Raw genomic sequence first — 2,692 nt, forward strand, 5'->3', positions numbered from 1 at the left:
CGGAGCCCGCAAACACGCGCGGCTCCGTTATTGTTGTTTCAGAATTAATTAGAATTTGAAATGTTCCACGGTAAAAACCGCTGTTTGTTGCAGAATTCGTTAGAAAAAATTATTTACTGGGTTTAAAGCGCATGCATAATTATGCATACTATCCTTTGGACTTATTTTAGTTACCTTCATAACCATATGGCGTTTTATCTGACTCGTCTAAACTTAAATTAAAAGATGAAGTACTAAATTTAACAAACGAATAATTATAGGGTATGTTCATATCAATGCTTCGAGGAGTTGCTTTTGGCATCATATCAAATGCTTCAAGAATTGAAAGCTTGTAGCCTTGATTGTTTAATATCCTGCTTAAAAATTCTCTCATTAAAGGTGAACTTTCATTATTTAAATTACTATTAATAATAGTCCTTTGATGATGCTCTGCTGATACAGAAAACTGAAGGTCTATGCTAGGATCTTCTTTTGAAAAAATTCTAAATCCTTTTAAAATATTTCCTTCTTCTTTTACGTATCTGTTTAATTTACTATTTTGTTGAAATTGATATCCATGTTCTTCGGCCATCTCAATAAGTGTTTTAACAACTCTTGTCATGGATAATACACGATTTGCTTCTAAAGACTGAGTTACTGGAAGTAAATCATTCATAGAGTTTTTTGCCTTAAAGTTTCTTATAAAGGATACTGCTTCCGCACGCGTAAGCAAATCGTTAGGTTGAAAACCGTAAACGGTCCTACTCGTCTTCCCATCCGATAATTTACTGTTATACAATGCCCAAATCAACTCGTCTGGAGCGTCAGCTTCCTTTCCTGTTGCGTTTAACAAAATCATAGCGGCTTTAAGACGAATCAACGGCTTGTCCGGAACAGGAGCAATCGTGTTATCCCGTGCAAAATTTGATGCATACGAAAGTAATCCATACACATTCCATTTGTGATCTTCAGCGAATCTATAATAAGCGTCATACCAATGCGGATCATTTTTTTGTGTTATATTCCCCTTATATACTGAGACAAGCATTTTCAAAAATTCTGCTTCCGTTATTTTGGCATCAGGTACAAACGTGCCATCATCATAGCCGCTGGTCATATGATTCTCTGTTGCCCATACTATATCATCATAGTACCAATCTCCAGATTTAACATCTTTGTACACGTCTGCAGATGTAGCTTGAACACATGTAGAAAACGTAAATACCATTGAGATAATGAGTAATGTTGATATTCCTTTATTAAATAAAAGCTTAGTATTATATTCCAAGTTTAGTTAGTTCTCCTTTTGTGTTTTTAAAGAATTCTCTCCTTCGCTCACCGCGCAGTTGGGCGTAAATCTGAGTTGTAGATGCTTTCTCATGCCCAAGCATACCCTGAATGAATTCTAGCGGTGCTCCGTTATCTAACAATTGGCAGGCATAAGTATGTCGGAATCGATGTGGATATATATTCGCAGTAATATCACCTCGTTTGGCAAGCTTTTTCAAAGACCAACGTATTGTTGGAATCGTCAATCGACGAATAGGATTCGTTTCGGTGACAAACAATGCTTTACAAGTATCATTTCTGATCCCCAGATACCGCTTAAGCCAAACCTTACACTCCGTAGTAAATTAAACCTCTCTTTGCTTGGATCCTTTACCATTCACAATAGCGGAGCAATTCTCCCAGTTAATGTCTTCTAGATTTATTTTCTGTACTTCTCCAACGCGGCATCCTGTGCAATATAGAAACTCTAATAATGCGTGCTCACGATGTGAGTGACAAGAGATCTTAAGATGAATTACGTCCTCCTCAATCAGAAATTCCGGAATTCGTTTGTCCATCTTTGGTTCTCTCAACTTAATAGAAGGATTCCGTGTAAGATGTCCTTCCTCAAATGCAAACCGAAAAAGGGTACGTACAAATCGAATTCGATGGCCTAAACTACTAGGTTTTAATCTCTCAGATACCCTCGCCAAATAGTCTTTAAGTATGATTAGAGATATTTCCTCTAGTTCAAGATCACCAAGTTCAAGAACTAACATCTTTAATTGTAGAGAGTATGCTTTCAATGTGTGTGAACTAAATCCCAGAATACGTTTATCAGCCTCATATAGCATCCATAGATCTTTTAAATTCATAATAAAAACCCTCCCAAGTTTTGTTGATTCTAGTTTCGCTAGAAATAGGAGGGTTTAATCTTATTTTCCAATATTAAACTATAGTTTCCGTTAGATTCCTGTAGATGGATAAATTTCGGCTTTGTAAAAAAACGAGCGCCTCAGTACGATGGAAGTACGCTACGGGTCAAATGCCCTTTAATTCCATCATCCAGGAGGACGCTCTACTATGAAGTTTAAATCACAAGATAAGCAAAATCAACTCATTGAAAACATTACCGTTAATCATATTGTTGTTGGTATAGACATTGCTCAGGAGGCCCATGTTGCTAGAGCAGTTAACTTCCGTGGTGTCGCTCTCGGTAATCCTTTAGAGTTCAGTAATGACGAAGATGGTTTCAAATCCCTCGACCGTTGGATTCGTGACTTGTTAGCTTCATATAAACTTTCTCAAATAGTCGTTGGTATGGAACCGACTGGTCATTACTGGCTTAACCTTGCTGCGTGGCTCAAAAACAAAGCAATTGAAGCTGTACTTGTTAATCCTCACCTAGTTAAAAAGAATAAAGAAAACCGCGACAATACACGTT

Annotated in this window: 2 protein-coding genes and 1 pseudogene; 1 reads left to right on the forward strand and 2 read right to left on the reverse strand. The window is 37.1% G+C overall.

What is annotated here, in order from left to right; translation table 11 throughout:
* Window positions 1–166: 166 nt before the first annotated feature.
* Together GC098_RS20070 and GC098_RS20075 are read right to left on the reverse strand one after the other, a co-directional pair.
* The gene (locus GC098_RS20070) at window positions 167–1,267 is read right to left on the reverse strand and encodes an S-layer homology domain-containing protein (protein ID WP_171645034.1); all 1,101 of its coding nucleotides are present in this window, start codon (window positions 1,265–1,267) and stop codon (window positions 167–169) included.
* A pseudogene (locus GC098_RS20075) lies at window positions 1,257–2,123 on the reverse strand (tyrosine-type recombinase/integrase). Before GC098_RS20075 ends, GC098_RS20070 begins: the two are co-directional and overlap by 11 nt.
* Before the next feature lie 208 nt (window positions 2,124–2,331).
* On the opposite strand from GC098_RS20075, the gene GC098_RS20080 reads away from it, so the two are divergent.
* The coding region (locus GC098_RS20080) for an IS110 family transposase (protein WP_171645035.1) at window positions 2,332–2,692 on the forward strand (361 nt) is incomplete at its 3' end.

This window comes from Paenibacillus phytorum (genome assembly GCF_013141715.1).
GTDB lineage: Bacteria > Bacillota > Bacilli > Paenibacillales > NBRC-103111 > Paenibacillus_E > Paenibacillus_E phytorum.